Source organism: Streptomyces sp. NPDC001493 (assembly GCF_053597235.1).
The window spans coordinates 41,297-61,208 of the sequence record NZ_JBSFHV010000036.1 but is presented as its reverse complement, the minus strand read 5'-3'; the positions used below and the strand labels follow the sequence as shown (position 1 = coordinate 61,208).

Annotated in this window: 16 protein-coding genes and 1 pseudogene; 7 read left to right on the top strand and 10 right to left on the bottom strand. The window is 68.6% G+C overall.

Annotated features, from left to right (window positions below; all coding sequences use genetic code 11):
* Positions 1 to 40 precede the first annotated feature (40 nt).
* The 3 genes from ACWCWD_RS33860 to panB form a co-directional block, all read right to left on the bottom strand.
* Positions 41 to 889, bottom strand: a complete 849-nt coding sequence (locus ACWCWD_RS33860) for an ABC transporter permease (RefSeq protein WP_450778956.1) — start codon at positions 887 to 889, stop codon at positions 41 to 43.
* On the bottom strand, positions 886 to 1,905 hold the full coding sequence (locus tag ACWCWD_RS33855) for an ATP-binding cassette domain-containing protein (protein WP_450778954.1): 1,020 nt from the start codon (positions 1,903 to 1,905) through the stop codon (positions 886 to 888). Before ACWCWD_RS33855 ends, ACWCWD_RS33860 begins: the two co-directional genes overlap by 4 nt.
* 414 nt (positions 1,906 to 2,319) lie before the next feature.
* Positions 2,320 to 3,210 (bottom strand): 3-methyl-2-oxobutanoate hydroxymethyltransferase, encoded by an 891-nt coding sequence (panB, locus tag ACWCWD_RS33850; RefSeq protein ID WP_450778952.1) that lies wholly within the window; start codon positions 3,208 to 3,210, stop codon positions 2,320 to 2,322.
* A gap of 250 nt (positions 3,211 to 3,460) precedes the next feature.
* Between panB and ACWCWD_RS33845 the strand changes: the two genes are divergently transcribed.
* The 4 genes from ACWCWD_RS33845 (at position 3,461) to ACWCWD_RS33830 (ending at position 8,970) form a co-directional block, all read left to right on the top strand.
* Positions 3,461 to 5,077, top strand: coding sequence for an MFS transporter (locus ACWCWD_RS33845; RefSeq protein WP_450778950.1), 1,617 nt, complete (start codon positions 3,461 to 3,463; stop codon positions 5,075 to 5,077).
* Between the two features lie 161 nt (positions 5,078 to 5,238).
* A complete protein-coding gene (locus ACWCWD_RS33840; RefSeq protein ID WP_450778948.1) occupies positions 5,239 to 6,093 on the top strand; it encodes a TetR/AcrR family transcriptional regulator C-terminal ligand-binding domain-containing protein in 855 nt (284 codons plus the stop codon).
* Between the two features lie 260 nt (positions 6,094 to 6,353).
* The gene (locus tag ACWCWD_RS33835; RefSeq protein ID WP_450778946.1) at positions 6,354 to 7,379 is read left to right on the top strand and encodes an endonuclease/exonuclease/phosphatase family protein; all 1,026 of its coding nucleotides are present in this window, start codon (positions 6,354 to 6,356) and stop codon (positions 7,377 to 7,379) included.
* A 352-nt stretch (positions 7,380 to 7,731) separates the two neighbouring features.
* The gene (locus tag ACWCWD_RS33830; protein WP_450778944.1) at positions 7,732 to 8,970 is read left to right on the top strand and encodes an MFS transporter; all 1,239 of its coding nucleotides are present in this window, start codon (positions 7,732 to 7,734) and stop codon (positions 8,968 to 8,970) included.
* A gap of 77 nt (positions 8,971 to 9,047) precedes the next feature.
* On the opposite strand, the gene ACWCWD_RS33825 is transcribed toward ACWCWD_RS33830, so the two are convergent.
* From ACWCWD_RS33825 to ACWCWD_RS33810, 4 genes are all read right to left on the bottom strand, one after another.
* Positions 9,048 to 10,817 (bottom strand): NAD+ synthase, encoded by a 1,770-nt coding sequence (locus ACWCWD_RS33825; protein ID WP_450778942.1) that lies wholly within the window; start codon positions 10,815 to 10,817, stop codon positions 9,048 to 9,050.
* A gap of 136 nt (positions 10,818 to 10,953) precedes the next feature.
* Entirely contained in the window at positions 10,954 to 11,379 is a 426-nt protein-coding gene (locus ACWCWD_RS33820) for a CBS domain-containing protein (RefSeq protein ID WP_450778940.1), read from the bottom strand.
* Positions 11,380 to 11,607: 228 nt separating this feature from the next.
* On the bottom strand, positions 11,608 to 12,477 hold the full coding sequence (locus tag ACWCWD_RS33815; protein WP_450778938.1) for a DUF305 domain-containing protein: 870 nt from the start codon (positions 12,475 to 12,477) through the stop codon (positions 11,608 to 11,610).
* On the bottom strand, positions 12,474 to 13,175 hold the full coding sequence (locus ACWCWD_RS33810; RefSeq protein ID WP_450778937.1) for a DUF3105 domain-containing protein: 702 nt from the start codon (positions 13,173 to 13,175) through the stop codon (positions 12,474 to 12,476). The genes ACWCWD_RS33815 and ACWCWD_RS33810 overlap by 4 nt, the downstream gene beginning before the upstream one ends.
* A gap of 243 nt (positions 13,176 to 13,418) precedes the next feature.
* Here ACWCWD_RS33810 and glnA point away from each other — a divergent pair, with 243 nt between their 5' ends.
* Both glnA and ACWCWD_RS33800 read left to right on the top strand, forming a co-directional pair.
* Positions 13,419 to 14,780: a type I glutamate--ammonia ligase gene (gene glnA, locus ACWCWD_RS33805; protein WP_266703648.1), complete on the top strand. Its 1,362-nt coding sequence runs from the start codon at positions 13,419 to 13,421 to the stop codon at positions 14,778 to 14,780.
* A gap of 133 nt (positions 14,781 to 14,913) precedes the next feature.
* A protein-coding gene (locus ACWCWD_RS33800; RefSeq protein ID WP_450778935.1) for an IS5 family transposase occupies positions 14,914 to 15,845 on the top strand; the annotation gives its coding sequence in 2 pieces (ribosomal slippage) (positions 14,914 to 15,358 and positions 15,358 to 15,845; 933 coding nt in all).
* Between the two features lie 15 nt (positions 15,846 to 15,860).
* Here ACWCWD_RS33800 and ACWCWD_RS33795 read toward each other — a convergent pair.
* Positions 15,861 to 16,259, bottom strand: a pseudogene (locus ACWCWD_RS33795) (hypothetical protein); the annotation flags it as partial.
* 43 nt (positions 16,260 to 16,302) lie between these two features.
* Between ACWCWD_RS33795 and ACWCWD_RS33790 the strand changes: the two are divergent.
* Positions 16,303 to 16,473, top strand: a complete 171-nt coding sequence (locus ACWCWD_RS33790; RefSeq protein WP_450778933.1) for a hypothetical protein — start codon at positions 16,303 to 16,305, stop codon at positions 16,471 to 16,473.
* 85 nt (positions 16,474 to 16,558) lie between these two features.
* Here the strand turns inward: ACWCWD_RS33790 and ACWCWD_RS33785 are convergent, their stop codons facing one another.
* Positions 16,559 to 17,392, bottom strand: coding sequence for a hypothetical protein (locus ACWCWD_RS33785; RefSeq protein WP_450778931.1), 834 nt, complete (start codon positions 17,390 to 17,392; stop codon positions 16,559 to 16,561).
* Between the two features lie 756 nt (positions 17,393 to 18,148).
* Positions 18,149 to 19,891: an AAA family ATPase gene (locus tag ACWCWD_RS33780; RefSeq protein ID WP_450778929.1), complete on the bottom strand. Its 1,743-nt coding sequence runs from the start codon at positions 19,889 to 19,891 to the stop codon at positions 18,149 to 18,151.
* Between the last annotated feature and the right edge of the window lie 21 nt (positions 19,892 to 19,912).

The window sequence follows — 19,912 nt, the reverse complement described above, 5'->3', positions numbered from 1 at the left end:
CCCGGCTCCCGGACGGACGGCGGACGCGGGGCCCCGGCCGTCAGGTCGCCTTGCGGAACTTGGCGACGGCGAGCGGCGCCATCACGACGGTGATGATGCCGGCCCACGCGAGGGTCACCCAGACCGAGTGGGCGATCGGGCCGCCCATCATCAGGCCGCGCGCCGCGTCGGCGAGGTTCGACAGCGGGTTGTACTCGGTGAACGTCTGGAGCCAGCCCGGCATCGTCTGGGTCGGCGCGAAGATGGAGGATCCGAACTGCAGGGGCATCAGCACCAGCATTCCCGTCGCCTGGACCGCCTGGGCCGTCTTCATGGCCAGCCCGAGCAGGATGAAGATCCACATGATGGCGGCGCCGAACACCGCCGAGAGCGCGACGGCTTCGAGCAGACCGAGGAACGAGGTCTGGATCTCCATGCCGAGCGCGAAACCCATCGCCAGCAGGATGATGGTGGCGACCATCATCCGGCCCAGCTCCACCACGATCTTCGCGATCAGCACCGAGGACCGGGCGATCGGCATCGTGCGGAACCGGTCCATGACGCCCTTGCGGAAGTCGTCGTTGACCCCGGTGCCCACGGCGGAGGCGATGTTCATCCCCATCATGGCCATCAGGCCGGGGATCAGGTAGTTGAGGTACTCCTCCCGGCCGCCGCCGAGCGAGCCGCCGACCGAGCCGCCGAACACGTACGTGAAGAGCAGCGTGAAGATCACCGGCATCAGGAGCGCGTCGAACATCGACTCCGGATCCTTCTTGATCTGGAGCAGGTTGCGCCGGGTCAGCGCCCCGATGTGGCGCAGGTTGGCGCGCAGCCCGATCCTTCCCTCGTCGCTCGGGGGCCGGACCGGCACCCGGTCGGTGGGGGACTTCGTCAGCGTGGTCGTGCTCATGCGGCGACCTCCTCGTCGGTCGGGGCGGCGGCGTCCGTGGTCTTGCCGCCGGTGATGGCGAGGAAGACCTCGTCCAGGCTGGGCAGTGCGGTGGCGACGTGGGCGAGGGAGAAGCCCCGGGTGCCCAGCAGGCCGATGACGGCGGTCAGCTGCTCGTCGCTCAGGATCGGTACGTACAGCAGGCCCTCGTCCGGGACCGCCTGCGCGCCGGAGACCCCGTCGAGGCCGGTCTCGTGGAGGGCGCGGGCCATCGCCGGCAGGTCGGCCGGGTCGGACGGGCGGATCTGGAGGGTCCGCCCGCCGACCTTCGCCTTCAGCTCGTCGACGCCGCCGCGCGCGATGATGCGGCCCTTGTCGATCACCGTCAGCTCGCTGGCGAGCTGCTCGGCCTCTTCCATGTACTGGGTGGTGAGCAGCACGGTCGCCCCCTCGGCGACCATCCGCTGCACCTCGTCCCAGACCTCGTTGCGGGTACGGGGGTCGAGTCCCGTCGTCGGCTCGTCCAAGTAGAGGACGGCCGGGCGGCCGATCATGGAGGCGGCCAGGTCGAGCCGGCGCCGCATGCCGCCGGAGTAGTCCATCGCGGGGCGGCGGGCCGCCTCGGTGAGCGAGAACCGCTCCAGGAGCTCGTCGGCGCGGCTGCGGGCCTCCTTGCGGGACAGGTCGAGGAGCCGGCCGATCATGTAGAGGTTCTCCCAGCCGGAGAGCTTCTCGTCGACGGAGGCGTACTGCCCGGTCAGGCCGATGGTGCGGCGCAGCTGCCGGGGCTGCTTGACCACGTCGTAGCCGGCGACCGTCGCGTAACCCGCGTCCGGCACGATGAGCGTGGAGAGGGCGCGTACGAGCGTCGTCTTGCCCGCGCCGTTCGGGCCGAGCACACCGAGCACGGTGCCCTCGCGCACATCGAGGTCGACACCGTCGAGTGCCTTGGTGGTGCCGTAGTGCTTCACCAGCCCCCGTACTTCGATGGCGATTCCGCGCCCGGGGTTCATGTCGTTTCGCGTCATGTCCACCATGGGACCAGACCCGACCGACAGCTCACCGATATATCGCCGACAGCGGATGCGGGGGACGGATTCCGGGTGTCGATTCGCTGCCGGTGCGCCGACGGACCGCCGACGGACCGCCGACAGCGGACAGCCGGTGGCCGACGGACGCCGACAGGTGTCGATAGCCGATAGCCGATAGCCGACAGGTGCTGACAGCCGACCGGCGGGCCGTCGCCGACAGCCGCGCGCCGGGCATGCGCCGGACGGGCGTCAGCCCGCCGATGGGGGAAGTCGGCGGGCTGACGGTGGTGCCGGAGGTGGCTGTGTGGCCGGCGCGGCGGGTGTGACCCGTACGGCCGGGGGGTGGGGCAGGGCGGCATGGGGCGGGACCCGCACGTACCGTCCGCGGGGGCGGCACGGGGGCGGGGCCCGCCCGTACCGTCAGTGGAAGGTGTGCTCCGGCGCCGGGAAGGCGCCGCCGACGACCTCGCCCGCGAACTCCTTCGCCGCGTCACCCAGGACCTGGCGCAGGTTCGCGTACTGCTTCGTGAAGCGCGGCACCTTGCCGCCCGTCAGTCCGACCATGTCGGTGTAGACGAGCACCTGGGCGTCGGTCTCGTTGCCGGCGCCGATCCCGACGGTCGGGATGTGCAGGGTGCGGGTGACCTCGGCGGCCAGCTCGGCGGGGACCAGCTCCAGGACGACCGCGAACGCTCCCGCGTCCTGTACGGCCTTGGCGTCCCGCAGCAGCTGCTGCGCGGCCTCCTCGCCGCGCCCCTGCACCCGGTACCCCATGGAGTTGACCGACTGCGGGGTGAGGCCGATGTGGCCCATGACCGGGATGCCGGACTCGACCAGCAGCCGGATCTGTTCGTGGCTGCGTTCGCCGCCCTCCAGCTTCACGGCGCCGACCCCGGCCTCCTTGACCAGTCGGGTCGCGCTGCGGAGCGCCTGGACGGGGCCCTCCTGGTACGAGCCGAAGGGCAGGTCGCCGACGACGAGGGCACGCTTGGTGCCCCGTACGACGGCGGCCGACAGCATGGTGATCTCGTCCATCGTGACGGGCACGGTGGTGTCGTAGCCGAGGTGGCAGTTCCCCATGGAGTCGCCGACGAGCAGCACCGGGATGCCGGCCTCGTCGAAGACGGACGCGGTCATCGCGTCGTAGGCGGTCAGCATGGGCCACTTCTCGCCGCGCGCGGTGGCGGCGGCGATGTCGTGGACGGTGATGCGGCGGGTGCTCTTGCCTCCGTACAGCGCCTTGCTGCTGTCGGTGGGGGAGGGCCCGGCAGGGGGGTGGGCAGACTGATTCTGCGCAGCGTTGAGCGACATGGCCAACGGCTCCTTCGTCATCTCGAGGCGCCCTGACGGCGTCCCCGGATCCCTTCCATGGTGGCATCCCCCGGTGGTGCGCGGGAAGTGGGCCCGCGGGTCGCCTTCCGCCGGATCGTCGGGAGGGCCTCGGGAGGGCCGGGCGTCGGGAGTGCCTCGCGGGCGTCCGGAGGAGGGCCGGGCGGCGGGAAGGGTAAAGACTTTACAATACGAGACGGTCTCGTATCGAAATGACGCTAGGCTCTCGGTCATGTCCATACCGTCCGGCGCGCCTGCCGCCGTGTCCCGTGTCCCGGAGGCGGTCCACCGCCGCCGTTGGGCCATTCTCGCCGTGCTCATGTTCAGCCTGCTCATCGTGGTGCTGGACAACTCGATCCTGAACGTCGCGGTCAAGACGATCGCCAGTCCCGCGCCGGACGGGATCGGCGCCACCCAGAGCGAGCTGGAGTGGGCGATCAACTCCTACACGCTCGTCTTCGCCGGTCTGCTCTTCACCGCCGGTCTGCTCGGCGACCGCCTCGGCCGCAAGCGGGTGCTGCTCTGCGGCATCACCGTCTTCGTCGTCGGCTCCGCGCTCGCCGCCTTCTCCGACACGCCCGGGCAGCTCATCTCCTGGCGTGCGGTGATGGGTCTCGGTGCCGCCTTCGTGATGCCGGCCACCCTCGCCATCCTGATGAACGTCTTCGAGCCCGCCGAACAGCCCAAGGCCATCGGCATCTGGGCCGGCGGCGTCGGCCTGGGCATCGCCATCGGCCCGATCACCGGCGGACTCCTGCTGGAGCACTTCTGGTGGGGCTCGATCTTCCTCGTCAACGTGCCCGTGGGCCTCGTCGCCCTGGTCGCGATGGTGATCCTCGTACCGGACTCGCGCGACCCCAAGCCCGGCCGGCTCGACCCGGTGGGCGTCGTCCTGTCCGTCGTGGGCCTCGTCCTGCTCGTCTACGGCATCATCCGGGGCGGCGAACTCGCCGACTTCACCGACGTCACCGTGCTCGCCCCGGTCCTCGGCGGCGTGGCCGTCCTGATCGCCTTCGTCCTGTACGAGAAGCGCGTCGCGCACCCCGCGCTCGACGTCTCGCACTTCAAGAAGCCGGCGTTCTCCGCAGCCGTCTCCGCCATCGCGCTGGTCTTCTTCGCGCTGATGGGCGTCACCTTCTTCTCCGCCTTCTACCTCCAGAGCGTGCGCGGTTACACCGCGCTCCAGTCCGGCCTGCTGGTCCTGCCGCTCGCCGCCGCGCAGATGATCTTCTCGCCGCGCGCCCGGATCGTCGTCCAGCGCTTCGGCGTCCGAGCGGTCTGCACCGTGGGCCTGATCCTGGTCGCCGGCGGGCTCGCCGCCTTCGCGGCCTTCGACGCCGACACGCCCGTCTGGGTGCTCTGCGTGGTCTTCTTCGTCCAGGGCACCGGAATGGCGCACATCATGCCGCCGGTCACCGTCGCCATCATGCAGACGCTGCCCCGCGAGAAGGCCGGTGCGGGTTCCGCCATCAACAACACCTTCCGCCAGGTCGGCGGGGCGCTCGGCATCGCCGTGCTCGGCTCGGTGCTCTCCACCGTCTACCGGGGTGACATCGAGGGCCACCTCTCGGCCGTACCGGCCGGAGCCCGGGACGTCGCCGGAGAGTCGATCGAGGCCACGCTCGGCGTCGCCGCGAAGCTCGGCCCGGCCGGCAAGCCGCTCGCGGTGGCCGCCTCCGACGCCTTCATCGGCGCCATGCACGTCGCCGCCCTCGGCTCCGCCGCCATCGCACTGGTCGGCGCCGTGGTCGTCGCGCTGTTCCTGCCCGGAAAGTCCGCCGCCGGCCCCCGGCCGCAGGCCCCCGAGCAGCCCACGCCGGTCCCGGCCGAACAGGGCACCAAGGGCTGAGCCCTCCCGCGCCCCGGCCCGGGCCCCGACCGGCGTACGCCAGGGGGCCCGGGCCTTCGCGGCGGTCCGGACCCGGCCGGGCCGGGGCCCGGCGGGAAGGCGGGCCTCCGGTCGGCGAGAATCGTTCCAGCGGTCGTACGGGCGAGGAGAGGCGGAATCAGGTGCGCGAGCAGAGCCTGGAGCACGGTCGGGAACCAGGCCCGGAGCGGGGCTCGGCACCAGGTCCGCAAGCGAGTCCGGGGCAGGGCCAGGAGCCGGGTCCGGAGTCCGGCGCGCAGCCGAGTCCGGAGCCCGGTCCGGAATCCGGCCCGGAGGAGGACCCGGCGCACGAGCCGGAGCACTCCCGGGCGCACGACCACGACCGGGGTCCGGGCCGCCCCCGCAGCGCCGCCGCCGAGCGGGCCATCCTGGACGCCGTCATCGCCCTCCTGGAGGCCGGTGAGCCTCTCGCCGGACTCTCCATCGAACGCATCGCCCGTACCGCCAAGGTCGGCAAGGCCACCATCTACCGCCGCTGGCACGGCAAGGAGGAGCTCTTCCTCGACGTGCTCCGCGACATGGAAGCGCCCGACCCCGTCGTCTCCGGCACCGCCGGACTCGCCGACCTGCGCCTGCTCCTGGAGTCCCAGCGCGTCCGGGGGCTGGCGCAGCGCTCGTCGGTTCTGCTGCACAACGTGTTCGTGCAGATGAAGAGCCACCCCCGGCTCTGGGCCGAGTACCAGGACACCGTCATCGCGCCCCGCCGGACCGCGATGGTCGACGCGGTCCGCCGCGCAGTCGCCGCGGGCGAGCTGCGGGACGACCTCGACGTCGAGCTGATGGACGACCTGCTCATCGGCGCGATGCTCGTACGGACACTGCACCGCCGCGACGCGCCGCTGCCGGAGGACCTGGTCGACCGGGTCATCGACGCCCTGATGCAGGGCCTCGCCCCGGCGCCCCGCCCCGCCGACGCGTCCGGCCCCGCCGACGCGTCCGGTCCCGGCGGCGCGCCGGGCGACTCCGGCCGGCACTGACCCGTACCGCCCGCCGCCACCGGGCCCCGCCGCCACCGCCCCGGGCGCCGCCGGAGGAGAGCGCCGACGCGCCGGACCGGCCCGGCCGGAAATGAGGGGTCGGTCACAGGACCGGACCGGTCCGGCACAAAGCGGAACCCATGGCCCCGTTCCGGTCGTCCTCTTCTCCGTGCCGCCGACACCGGCGGAGGGAAAACGGTCGCCGATCCCCTAGGGTCGAGAGCGCGGCGACATGCAGGGCAACGCAGTGAGGAAGCGCGATGGTGCAGGCGTACGGAGCGGACACCGGCAACGACAACGCGGAGCCGCCGCGCGCCGGCTCCCGCTTCCGGGCCGGTCTGGCCCGGTTGAAGGCGGACCGGGGCATCTGGCGGCGCGGCATCCTGCTTGCCGTCTGCTCGGTCCTGGTGACGCTGGTGATGGTCTTCCACGCGGAGATCCCCAACCGGCTCGGCAACCTCGGCAGCCTCACCGAGACGTTCCTGCCGTGGATCGGGGTCCTCCTCCCCGTCCTGCTGATCCTCGGCCTCCTGCGGCGCTCCGCCACGGCGCTCATCGCCCTGCTGCTGCCCCTGGTGGTGTGGCTGAATCTCTTCGGCGGGCTGCTGCTCGACGACAAGTCGGGCCCCGGCGGCGACCTCACCGTCGCCACGCACAACGTGAACGCCGGCAACCCCGACCCGGCCGGCACCGCGCAACAGGTCGCCGGCTCCGGCGCGGACGTGGTGGCCCTCCAGGAACTCCCGAGCAGCCAGGTCGCCGCGTACGAGAAGGCGCTCGACGCGCCCTACCCGTACCACTCGGTCCAGGGCACCGTCGGCCTCTGGAGCAAGTACCCGCTCAGCAACACCCGCCCCGTGGACATCAAGATGGGCTGGGTCCGGGCCATGCGCTCCACCGTCACCGCCCCCGGCGGCAAGGTCGCCGTCTACGTCGCCCACCTGCCGTCCGTCCGCGTCAAGCTGCACGCCGGGTTCACCGCCAATCAGCGCGACAACAGCGCCGACGCCCTCGGCGAGGCCATCTCGGACGAGCCGCTGAGCAGGGTCGTCCTCCTCGGCGACCTCAACGGCACCATGAACGACCGCGCCCTGCGGGCCGTCACCTCGCAGATGCGGTCCACCCAGGGCGCCGCCGGCGACGGCTTCGGCTTCAGCTGGCCCGCCGCGTTCCCGATGGCCCGCATCGACCAGATCATGGTCCGGGGCGTGGAGCCGATGTCCTCGTGGACGCTCGCCGCGACCGACAGCGACCACCTGCCGATCGCCGCCCGCGTCCAGCTCTGACCGGGCCCCGTACGCGCGGGGAGGGGTGAGCGGCGTCGGGCGGCGGCCCACCGGCCGGCACGCGGCCGGCACGCGGCCGGCACTCGGCCGACGCCCGGGCCGGACTCCGCCGAAACGACCCGTTCACCTCCAGGAACAGATTGTCTGCCACACTTTGTTCAGGTTGCTGACCTGAGCATGCCTGGCAGAGCCGCCGGAGCACCGCCGCCCGTCCTTCGACCTCCGCCCGTCCCCTCCCCGCCCGGTCCGCGCGCACGTCCGCGCGGCCGACCGCTGCGCCACGTCCCCGTACGGTCGTACCGTCCGCCCCCGGACCCGGGCGCGCGCCCTCCTGCTGAAAGGTTCCTTTCCCATGCCTCTGGCCTTGCTCGCCCTGGCGGTGAGCGCCTTCGGCATAGGCACCACCGAGTTCGTGATGATGGGGCTGCTGCCCAATGTCGCGGACGACCTGGGTACCTCGGTACCCACCGCCGGTTACCTCGTCTCCGCCTATGCGATCGGCGTCGTGCTCGGTGCCCCGCTGCTCACCGCCCTCGGCTCCCGCATCCCGCGCAAGCGGATGCTCCTGCTGCTGATGTCGCTCTTCGTCCTCGGCAACGCCGCCTCCGCCTTCGCCCCCGGCTTCGGCTGGCTCGTCGCGGGCCGCCTGATCGCGGGCCTGCCGCACGGCGCGTTCTTCGGCGTCGGCGCGGTCGTCGCCGCCCGCCTGGTCCCGGAGGGCCGTCAGGCGCGGGCCGTCGCACGCATGTTCCTCGGCCTGACGGTGGCCAACATCGTCGGCGTACCGGCGGCGACCCTGCTCGGCCAGCACCTCGGCTGGCGGGCGACGTTCGTCGTGGTGGCCGTGATCGGGCTGCTCTCCCTGGCCGCCCTGGCCCGGCTGATCCCGCGGATCCCGGTCGCCGAGCACCAGGACGTACGCCACGAACTGCGGGCGCTCGGCAACCGCCAGGTGATCCTCGGCCTGCTCACCGCCGTCTTCGGCTTCGGCGGCGTGTTCGCCGTGTACTCGTACCTCTCGTCCATGACCACCGAGGCGATGGGCTTCGGCGAGTCCTCGGTCACCCTCGTGCTGGCGCTGTTCGGCATCGGCATGACCCTCGGCGCGCTCGCCGCCGGACCGCTCACCGACCGGGCGCTGCGGCCGACGCTCTTCGGCTCCCTGGGCGCGCTCACCGTCGTCCTGCTGGTCTTCCCGCTCACCGTGCACGTGCAGTGGCTGGCGCTGGTGATGGTGGTCCTGCTCGGAGCGGTCGGCTTCATGACGACGACTCCGCTCCAGATGCTGGTGATGCGCAAGGCGAAGGACGCCCCCACCCTGGCCTCCGCCTCCAACCACTCGGCCTTCAACCTGGCCAACGCGGGCGGCGCCTGGCTCGGCGGCGCGGCCATCTCGGCGGGCTGGGGCTGGACCTCGCCCGCCCCGGTCGGCGCGGCCCTCGCCGTCGTGGGCCTCGGCATCGCGGTCACCGCGACCGTCCTGGACCGCGACCGCGACCCGTCGCGCGTCGTGGCCGGGCGTACCGAGGGGACCGGCACGGTGGCGGACGCGGACAGCCGCCCGACCGTACGGAGCGCGCCGGGGGAGTGAGGCAGCGCCCCGCCGTCGCACCGGAACGGGCCGGACCGCGTCGCTCACGCGGTCCGGCCCGTTCCGGTGTCCGTGCCCTACGGAAGGTCCTTCGCGGGTGACTCGCGCCACTGGTTCGTGACCGGCAGCCGCCGGTCCTTGCCGAACCCCTTCGGGGAGATCTTCGTGCCCGGCGGGTACTGCCGCCGCTTGTACTCGGCGGTGTCGACCAGCCGCAGCGTCCGGACCACCAGCTCCTCGTCGAAGCCCGCCGCGACGATCGCGTCCCGGCCCTGGTCCCGGTCGACGTACAGCTCCAGAATCCGGTCCAGCACCTCGTAGTCCGGCAGCGAGTCGGTGTCCACCTGCCCCGGCCGCAGCTCGGCGCTGGGCGGCTTGGTGATCGACGCCTCCGGGATCGGCGGGATCTGCCCGCGCTCCTCGGCGGCCCGGTTGCGCCACCTCGCCAGCCGGAAGACCGACGTCTTGTAGACGTCCTTGATCGGCCCGTACGCCCCCACCGAGTCCCCGTACAACGTCGAATAGCCCACCGCCAGCTCCGACTTGTTGCCCGGCGCGAGCACGATCCGGCCCTCCTGGTTGGAGAGCGCCATCAGCGTGGTGCCGCGCAGCCGCGACTGGAGGTTCTCCTCGGCGAGCCCGGTGAGCTCCAGCGACCCCATGAACGCGTCGAACGTCGGCTCGATCGGTACGGTGCGGTAGTTCAGCCCGGTACGCCGGGCCAGCTCGGCCGCGTCGTACCGGGAGTGGTCCGATGAGTACTTCGACGGCATCGAGACGCCGTAGACGTGTCCCGCCCCCAGCGCGTCGCAGGCGAGGGCCGCGACGAGCGCCGAGTCGATGCCGCCGGAGAGCCCGACCAGCACACTGCTGAAACCGTTCTTCGCGACGTACGCGCGCAAGCCCACGACCAGCGCGGAGTACAGCTCCTCGTCGTCGTCGAGCCGCTCGGCGTACCCGCCCGCCAGCTCGGGGACGTACGCCGGGAGGGGTTCCGCGGAGAGGACGACGTGGTCGATGCGGAGCCCGTCGTTCACCTCGCCGGACGGCGGCTCGGCCGCCGCGGCCGGCAGTTCGAGGTCAAGGATCACGCTGCCCTCCGCGAACTGCGGTGCGCGGGCGATCACTTCGCCCTCCGCGTCCACCACGAGGGAGTCGCCGTCGAAGACCAGCTCGTCCTGGCCGCCGATCATCGCCAGATACGCGGTGGTGCACCCGGCCTCCCGGGCCCGCCTGCGGACCAGTTCGAGGCGGGTGTCGTCCTTGTCCCGCTCGTACGGGGAGGCGTTGATCGAGAGCAGCAGCCCGGCCCCCGCCGCGCGGGCCGCCGGGACGCGCCCGCCGTCCTGCCAGAGGTCCTCGCAGATGGCGAGCGCCACATCGATGCCGTGCACCCGCACGATCGGCATCGAGTCGCCCGGCACGAAGTACCGGAACTCGTCGAACACCCCGTAGTTGGGCAGGTGGTGCTTGGCGAAGTTCAGCGCGATCCGCCCCCGGTGCAGCACCGCCGCCGCGTTGCGCGGAGCACCGGCAGGCTGGCCGTACCGGGGAGCGGCGTGCTCGGAGCGGTCGAGATGGCCGACGACCACCGGCAGTTCGCCGAACCCCTCCGCGTCGAGCCGGGCGGCGAGCGCGCGCAGCGCCGACCGCGAGGCCTCGACGAAGGACGACCGCAGGGCCAGGTCCTCCACGGGATAGCCGGTCAGCACCATCTCGGGGAACGCCACGAGGTGGGCACCCAGCTCGGCGGCGTGCCGGGTCCAGCGGACGATCGCCTCGGCGTTGCCGGTGAGATCGCCGACCGTCGAGTCGATCTGGTTGAGTGCGAGGCGTAGTTGAGGCACGCCCGCAGTGTAATCGTCTTACTGACGCGATGTCCTGGAGAGCGCTGATTCCGGCCCCGCGCGCTGGAGTTGGTCGGCGTCGGGCCGGGGTTGGTCGGATCCGCGCCGGGGTTGGCCTGCGCCGCGCTGGTGCTGGTCAGCCCCGCGCGTACACCTGCCCCGCCCAGTCGGCGATCTGGTCCTCGCTGAGGTGCTGCGCCAGATCGGCCTCGCTGATCATGCCGACCAGCTTCTTGTTCTCGACCACCGGGAGCCGCCGGATGCGGTGGGACTGCATCTCCTCCAGCACCGCGTCCACCCCGGCGCCGGAGTCGATCCAGCGCGGGGTCCCGTGGCAGAGGTCGCCCGCCGTCACCTCCGACGGATCGTGGCCGCTCGCCACGCAGGCGACCACGATGTCCCGGTCGGTGATGATCCCGACCATCCGGTCCTCGGCGCCCTCGGCCGAGACGGGCAGCGAGCCCACCCCGTGGTCGCGCATCATCTGGGCGGCGCGGTCGAGCGTCTCGTGCGCCGGAATCCAGGTGGCGCCGGGATGCATGATGTCCTTCGCCGTGGTCATGGGGTTCCTCCTGCGTACCGATCCGTGCCTGAGCACACCCCCGTACGGCCCCGAGTCCATCCTCCATCGTCCTCGGGGGCATGCCCCACCGCTGACCGATATCACCCATTCGAGTGAGTGCGGAACGTCGTGCGCCCCTCACTCGTCCGTGGGCGCGGGGCCGTACGGGCGAGTGAGGGGCGGGGGTGTGGCAGACGCGGGTGGGGGAGACATGGGTGCGGCAGACATTCAGCCGCGGGGGTGCGCCCCCCGTTCGGCCAGCAGCTGCGCCATCAGGTCCAGCTCGGCCTGCTGGGCGTCCACCATGCCCTGCGCGAGCCGCCGCTCGGCCGGTACCGCGCACCGTTCCGCGCAGGCCCGGGCCATGGCGATGCCGCCCTTGTGGTGGTCGGTCATCAGCTGGAGGAACAGCACCTCGGCGGCCCGTCCCCGCGCGGCCCCGAGCTGCTTGAGCTCGGCGCGGGTGGCCATGCCGGCCATCCGCGTACCGGCCCCGGCGCGGGCCGCGCCCTGTCCCATGCCGTCCGCCCCGGCCATGTCGTCCGGGTGGTCCATGCCGGCCATGCCCTCCGTGTCCTCCATGCCGGCCATCCCGGCCATGTCGGCCATGTCGTGGTCCGTGCCGGCCACCCGCTCCGTCCCGCCCGACGAGGGCTGGGCGTCCTGGCCGCCCATCCACGCCATGGACCGTCCGGGCGGGGCGATCTTCGGCAGCCCCCACAGGTCGAGCCAGCCCAGCAGCATCCCGCGCTGGTTGGACTGGGTGTGGGCGATGTCGTACGCGAGGCGGCGCACGTCCTCGTCGCGCGTACCGTCCCGCACCACGAACGACATCTCCACCGCCTGCTGATGGTGGACGGCCATGTCCTGTGCGAACCCCGCGTCCGCCGAGTCGACGGCAGGAAGCCCCTGCCCGGGGCCGGACCCCTGCCCGTACCCCGCGGCGTACGCCTGCGTCCGCTCCTCGCCGCGCTCCCGCGCACCGTCGGAGCGGGCGGTCACGAGCGCCGCCGTACCGCCTCCGACCAGCATCGCGAGCACCAGCACTCCGGCCGCTACCCAGCGCGGGCGCGCCGTACGCGCCGTACCGCCGGTCATCGGGGAGCCGCCAGACCGCCCGTGCACGGCGCGCCGGGCTCCGGGGTCTGCGGGCCCTGGACGTACGCGGCGAGGAACTGGCCCACCCGCGCGTCGTCCGGACCGTCCACTGTGAGCTGCTTCCCCCAGGCGCTGAGCGTGAGGGCGCCCGACTGGCCGGGATAGGGGCTGAGCAGCGTGAACGAGGTCGCCCTGACCCGGGCGGCGAGCGCGCGCACCGCGTCGGTGGACGCGCTGCCGTTGTACGTGATCCACACCGCGCCGTGTTCCAGGGAGTGGACGGCGTTCACGTCCGCGAGCGGTGTTTTGTATACGTCGCCGTCGCAGTTCATCCAGGTCGGGTCGTGGTCCCCGCCCACCGGAGGCGTCATCGGGTAGTGGACCTCGTGGGTCACGTGGTTGCGGGTCAGTTTGCTCGCGTCCCAGGACTTCACGCCCGGAATCGCCGGTACCGCCGCCGCGTCGGCCGCCCGCGAGGGCTCCGTACCGCCCGGCTTGGAGTCCTCGGCCGCGGTGGTCATCAGATCCGCCCGCGAGGCCGGGCCGTCCAGCACCCCGGAGCCGCCGAACCCCACCAGACCTGCGACGACGGCCACACCGGCCGCTATGGCCAGGACCCTGCCGCGCACCGTGCGGCGCCGCTGGGGGAGCGGGGCCGGGGGCGTCGGAACCTGGGGAGGCGGCGGGGAAAGGCTCATGGTGTCGAGTCCTTCTGGGAGGAGCCGGGAGGGAGCGAACGAGTCGCGGGAACCCCTGTGCGAGAGTCGGTTGCGCGTGCGCCCGTGCCCCAGCACATGGGGGCCGCCGATCGTAGTGGGTGGCCGCGTGCTCTCTCTCACACCGTGTGCGTAATCTGGGTGAAATCCCGGGTCGTGATACTGGAGTGACTCCCCTATCCCGGGCGGTGGTGCGCGGACCGTCTGAACTGCAAGGATGTGGCTATGGACAAGCAGCAGGAATTCGTCCTCAGGACGCTTGAGGAACGTGACATCCGGTTCGTACGACTGTGGTTCACCGATGTCCTCGGGTTCCTCAAGTCCGTCGCCGTGGCTCCGGCCGAGCTGGAACAGGCCTTCGACGAGGGCATCGGCTTCGACGGTTCGGCGATCGAGGGCTTCGCCCGCGTCTACGAATCGGACATGATCGCCAAGCCGGACCCGGGCACCTTCCAGATCCTGCCCTGGCGCGCGGAGGCCCCCGGCACCGCCCGCATGTTCTGCGACATCCTGATGCCGGACGGATCGCCGTCCTTCGCGGACCCCCGTTTCGTCCTCAAGCGCATCCTCGCCAAGACGTCCGACCTCGGGTTCACCTTCTACACCCACCCCGAGATCGAGTTCTTCCTGCTGAAGGACAAGCCGGTCGACGGCACCCGGCCCACCCCGGCCGACAGCTCCGGCTACTTCGACCACACCCCGCAGAACGTCGGCATGGACTTCCGCCGCCAGGCGATCACCATGCTCGAATCGATGGGCATCTCGGTCGAGTTCAGCCACCACGAGGGCGCCCCCGGCCAGCAGGAGATCGACCTGCGGTACGCCGACGCCCTCTCCACTGCCGACAACATCATGACGTTCCGCCTCGTCATGAAGCAGGTCGCGCTGGAGCAGGGCGTGCAGGCCACCTTCATGCCGAAGCCGTTCTCGGAGTACCCGGGTTCGGGCATGCACACCCACCTCTCCCTCTTCGAGGGCGACCGCAACGCCTTCTACGAGTCCGGCGCCGAGTACCAGCTCTCCAAGGTCGGCCGCTCCTTCATCGCCGGCCTGCTCCGCCACGCCGCCGAGATCTCCGCCGTCACCAACCAGTGGGTCAACTCCTACAAGCGCATCTGGGGCGGCTCCGCCCGCAGCGCCGGCGCCGGCGGCGAAGCCCCCTCGTACATCTGCTGGGGCCACAACAACCGCTCCGCGCTCATCCGCGTCCCGATGTACAAGCCCGGCAAGAACGGCTCCGCGCGCGTCGAGGTCCGCTCCATCGACTCCGGCGCCAACCCCTACCTCACCTACGCGGTCCTCCTCGCGGCGGGCCTCAAGGGCATCGAGGAAGGCTACGAACTCCCGGCCGGCGCCGACGACGACGTCTGGGCCCTCTCCGACTCCGAGCGCCGCGCGATGGGCATCGAGCCCCTCCCGCAGAACCTCGGCGAGGCCATCTCCCTGATGGAGAAGAGCGAACTCGTCGCGGAGACGCTGGGCGAGCACGTCTTCGACTTCTTCCTCCGCAACAAGAAGCGCGAGTGGGAGGAGTACCGCAGCGAGGTCACCGCGTTCGAGCGGAAGGCGCTGCTGCCGGTGCTGTAACCGCAGGTCAGCGCCCCGAGGCGCGTGTACACGACTTTGGGCCGACGGTGTCGCACCGTCGGCCCGAAGCCGTTCTAGGGACTGTTTCTCGGATCTCCTGACGTGGGTTGGGTGTTGGGTCCAGGGTGGCTGTATGGGCCGTGGGGATCTGACGAATGCGGAGTGGGATCGGCTGGAGTCGTTCCTGCCGAGAGGTGGCACGCGTGGAGGTCGCTGGAGCGATCACCGCAGGGTGATCAACGGGGTTCTGTACCGGGTGCGCACGGGTGTGCAGTGGCGGGATCTGCCGGAGCGGTTCGGGCCGTGGGAGACGGTCTACAAGCGTCATCGCCGCTGGTCGGCGGATGGAACGTGGCAGATGTTGCTCTCGAAGGTCCAGGCCGCCGAGGACGCGGTCGGCCGGATCGACTGGGACGTGTCGGTGGACTCCACCGTGGTGCGGGCCCACCAGCACGCCGCCGGCGCGAGAAACGCGCCCCCGCCCGCGGTTCTTCAAAAGGGGGCCGGGCGAGGGACGAACCAGGTCGATCCGGTCTTGCGGAAACTAGTCTTCCGGCTGGAGGAGGTGGTCAGCTCGGCGAATGCCTGGGACGCTCCCGGGGCGGCTTCACCACTAAGATCCACCTCGCGGCCGACGGGCGATGCCGCCCCCTCGCCCTCGTCCTGACGCCCGGGCACTACGGAGACGGCCCACAGTTCGAGCCTGTGCTGGAGCTGATTTCCGTGCCCCGCGCCGGAGCCGGGCGACCGCGCACCCGCCCCGACCATGTCCTGGCGGACAAGGCCTACACGTCCCGCACGAACCGCCGCTACCTGCGGCGACGCGGAATCCGGCACACCATCCCCGAACGCCTTGACCAGCAAAGACATCGCAAGAACCGAGGCTCCCGAGGCGGCCGACCCACCGGCTTCGACTGCGAGCGCTACAAGAAGCGCAACACCGTCGAACGCACCATCAACCGCCTCGAGGGCTTCCGCGCCGTCGCCACCCGCTACGAGAAACGCGCCTACATCTACCTCGGGACCGTCACCCTCGCAGCCCTCACCATCTGGCTCCGAACATGATCCGAGAAACAGTCCCTAGGCGTCCTGGGCCGCCTGTGGGCCGCCCGCTGTCGCAGCGAGGGCCTCGTACATGCTGTCCACGGCCTTCCGGGTGCGGCCTTCACTGCTCGGCATGAGGTGCGTGTAGACCCGCAGCGTGAACCCTGGGTCGCTGTGGCCGAGGTACGTGCTCAGCGCCTTGATGTTCTCGCCGGCGTCCAGGAGCACGGACGCGATGGGCCTGTAGCGCTCCGGGAGGGCGGCCCGCACCGAGAACGTACGCGCAGATGTCCACGGGACCACTCGGTGCCTGGAGAGCTCTGGAGGACGCACAGAGCGGGCGTGGCAGGGGTTCTTCGGCAAGTGGCCATCGTCGACGGCGGCGTTGAGGACCGTGGAGACGCTGTTGTAGATCACGCGCCGATACGACGATGCGCCGACGGCTTGCAAGTTGTGGCCAGAAGTCGAGTTCGTCAGCGTGTCCACACCGATGACGTTTGATGACTATGTCGGTTCAATTGGCAACACCCAGCTGGTGGTCGACATGCTCGTGGGCGCGCAGCAGCGGATGCTGCTCTACCCCGACCAAGGCTTCATGGTTCGTCAGACTGTCCCTGGCGTGGTGGCCAGGGCGTACGCCCGTCTATGAGCGGGGTTCACGAGCCGACTCGTTCAGGAGGATGCGTGATTTATCCTCCAGCGAGCCAGATCCCAAGAAAGTATTCACTGTTCGATTAGTGACATTCCGTGTGGGCCGAATTAGCAGGAACGAGCGCAACCAACTTCGTTGGAAGCTTTATCGGCTTTGCGCTACCAAGCTCCAAAAGTAGCACCTGCCCTTCTGAGCTTCCTAGAGAAAGGTAGGCGCGTCGGGCATCTAGCAGTCCTCCCTCGGAGGGTATCTCTTTCAAAGGAGCAACAGGGATAACGCAGATCCATTCCGGTTTTACGCCAAAATACGGTGGAGCCGCAGTGCCTTGCTTTGCGGCTAGTGCAGTCTTTGAAGCTGCTTGTTCGGCTGACTCGGCTGACAAGAATCCACACCCGATCAGCAGGGCCGAAAGCAGGGCCGCGTAGAGCATCAGATTGAACTGGTCTCCCGTTCGTAGCAGGTGAAAATGGCGAGCAAATCCCCATACGGCAGGAACGATAAGCAACAAGGTTAGAGTAGAAAGCAGCTTGATCGCGGAGGCTACCTGCCAAATCCCGGCGACCTCTAGATCTGCGGCAGATACGGAAAGCCTTTCCGCGTACCAAGCATGAAGGACTGGCGCCGCTCCAACGAACGATGAAAGGAGCAGTGTGGCAGCCAGAGGTGCCGCCCAGGCGACCCATTCTCCCCATGTCCACTGCCTTGCAATAAGCCAAATGCCGTAGAGGATAAATGGCAACAAGGGGAGTGACATCTGCTGGATTGGTGAGAAGTTGCTTAAGTTAGCGAAAAATGATACCGCCAGCATGCTGAAGGTCCCAGTTAGGAGTAGTGCTGGTAGTGCTTTGTCTATTCCCTTACTATTTGAATCTGCGGAGGCGAAAAGCCCAAAGGTGGACCCGATCAGCGACAACATGGGAACAAGGTCGGGACGCCCCGCAATTGCTGCCGGAAGTATCCCCAGCATGAAACCCATTCCGACCATGAACGCCCGACCCCTAGGAAGTGACTCCCCCCAAATTGCGGTCGCACTCCAGGCTCCTCCGCGTACTGGGCGAATTGAGAAATCAGGAGAGTGGGAACCGTCTGGTGCGGAGCGTCGTGCCAGACGCAATGCTTCGCGGGGGTTCCCTGATACGTGAGGTCCGCTGTCGTAAAGTCCACGCGTCATCCGCAAGCGTTTGAAGGTGGATTGCGGGGGTCGAGCCATCGGGGAAGGCACCAACCGCCACTCGAATGGCGGCTTATGACTCGACTCAATTAAGTCTGAGCGCCTGACGTGCATTGTCAAACGATGTGCTTTGGCTGCTTCTTCAACGTGCCAGGCTGCCCCGGTTTCTGCCCGGTATGCAGCTCCATAAAGGCGCACTTCGATTCGGTAAATGCGAAGGGAAGGGTTGAGTTCGAGAGCGCCAGCCGTGGGGCCTTCGCCGGCAGGGTGATGATCAATAATGGGCCAGTCCTGTGCTTCGAATATCCTCTCAGCCTCGACCCAGTCTCGTGCGCTTCCCGCAACCTCCACCAATGCGAGCACTCGCTGGTCATAACGAATTCTATGCATTACTCACTCCCCTAAAATGCACTGCAGTTACGCATTGAATGCGTGTGTTATCTTCTGGTTGTCGAGTAGCTGCCTGCAGCCATTCGTCCAATGGGCATGGGAGTTGTTCAATCAGTTCTCGTTAACCACCTTTACGGTGAAGCAGCGGCATGAGAATTGCTTCGCTCCGATGCGCTCCACCCATTGACCGCACGAGTCACAGTGAACCTGGCTGTAGAACTCAAGGGCTGCGTATCCGAATGATTCGGCCTCGGCCCAAGTCAGGCTCTCTGCCCACTCGTTATAGTGTGCTCCAGCTGCATTGCGCAGGTGAACCCAGCGATCAACCCGTACCAAAACATCCGCGCACGAGGTCCGCTTTAGTTCCTTCATGATGCCAGGCCACATGTCGGCGAGAGTATAGGTATCACCACGCTTACGCTTCACGCTGGTTGGGATGGTCCAAGAAAGTCGATCACATATTTGTTCGACGAGTCGCCCCGCCACTCCGCATACAGCGAACGGGTCCGAAGAATCCATGGCCGCCCATAGGGAATCGGCGGCATCCGTACCGGCTGGAACGATGTCTGGGACAGCGCCGAAATTCCATTGCTTAATTTCGACTTCAATTCTTGGGTGACCGAATCGTTGGAATATGTCCCTAAGCTGATTTCGCCACAATCGGTCGTGTACTGTGACCAGGAGTTGCCAGTCCTTGAAATCCCGAACTACCAGCTCCATTAGTGCCACTCTGATGTTTGCGTCGACGCTCTGTAGGACGTCATCGAGTATTAGAACCTTGGCTTGCCCCTGTTCTCCTGCGGCGCGGGCCACCGCGAGGAAATAGAGCAGGGCTACTAGGTCCTGGTAGCCCTCGCTGAAAACCTTCTCGGGTGTAGTCGTAGTGGGCCGACCCACTAGAGTTATGCGTATCTCAAGTGAAACTACGCTTAGGGCGCCGAATTTGGGCTCGATTCGGCGGACGTGTGGAGCCCCTGTCACGGCGAGGAAGGCGGACGTCAGCCAATCGCCGACGCCGCTTAGGAGGGATTGCATGGCAAGGAGCCGCTCAGTTTTTTCTGAGGTTGGCAAGCTGAGCCGCTTGGCTAGTTGATTTAGTTGTTGTACTCGTTCCTTGTGTCTTGTGACTACTTCGACCTGTTCCTCCACCGCCCGCGGGAGGGAAACCTTAATTCGGTCGACCACGGGTATTCTCTTGTAGACGTCTGTCGCGATCATGTCTGCGATGTCGTTAGCGTCTCGAGGGGGAGGGGTGATACCTATCAGGGAAGCAAGATTTGCCGCCGCTTCTCTCATCAGCCTCTTGGCTTCATGACGCTCCTCTATCACCGCCTGTTGGTCCGTAGTGAGCGACTCCAGGGAAGATATCTCATCCCCTAGTGCGTGATCCATAAAAATCGATGCGCGCTTAATGGCAGGCGTATCTAGAAATCGAAGTATGTCGGCCCGCTTAAGACTCATTGGGACTCGGGAGAAAGCTTGTGGGACTGCATGGCCCGATATGTTGGCCCCGCCGTCCCCGAAACTCCCTCTCCGGCGCACTGACTGGCCGTCGGAGAGAGTCACTTCTACGGCACATCTTTTACCACTGGCAGCGAGATTTGCTAGAGATGGGGTGCTGCCGCCTCCGTATAGAGCCCTGTTGCGGCCGACTGTTTTTTGGCAAGCCCACTCAACGGCATCAACAATACTAGACTTTCCGGAACCATTATCCCCGAAGATCAGCGCCGAGCTTGGCTTTCCATTCGCGTGCATGAATGATACGTCGAGCGTTTCAGGGATTCCTCGAAACGCATCCAAGTGAACGCGTGAAATGCGAACCCGTGAACTTTTGTTGGACTCATCATTGGTCACTCCGGCCACCGTCCCCACGTC